Source organism: Frankia sp. Mgl5, assembly GCF_023242985.1.
Lineage (GTDB): Bacteria > Actinomycetota > Actinomycetes > Frankiales > Frankiaceae > Parafrankia > Parafrankia soli.
On record NZ_JALKFY010000342.1, the window covers coordinates 1 to 237 of the forward strand.

1 pseudogene is annotated in these 237 nt (G+C 54.4%); it reads right to left on the bottom strand.

The annotated features are described in order from the left end of the window. Positions 1-237: pseudogene (locus MXD62_RS09610) on the bottom strand (helicase); the annotation flags it as partial.

A 237-nucleotide genomic window follows, 5' to 3' on the forward strand; every position in this document is an offset into this window, starting at 1 on the left:
ATATAACCGGCCTCCTCCAATATTTTCCACGGCAGATCATATTTCTTCGGTCCGACCAGGGAAAAGACATCGTTCTCACAGCCGTCTTCGCGCACCAGCGTGGCCGTTAAGCCGAGCCGTCGTTTCGCCTGAATGCTCGTCGTCATCCGAAAGATCGGAGCGGGCAGCAAGTGAACCTCGTCATAAATGATCAGCCCCCAATCCCGGTCGGTCAACAGCCGCATATGAGGGTAATCT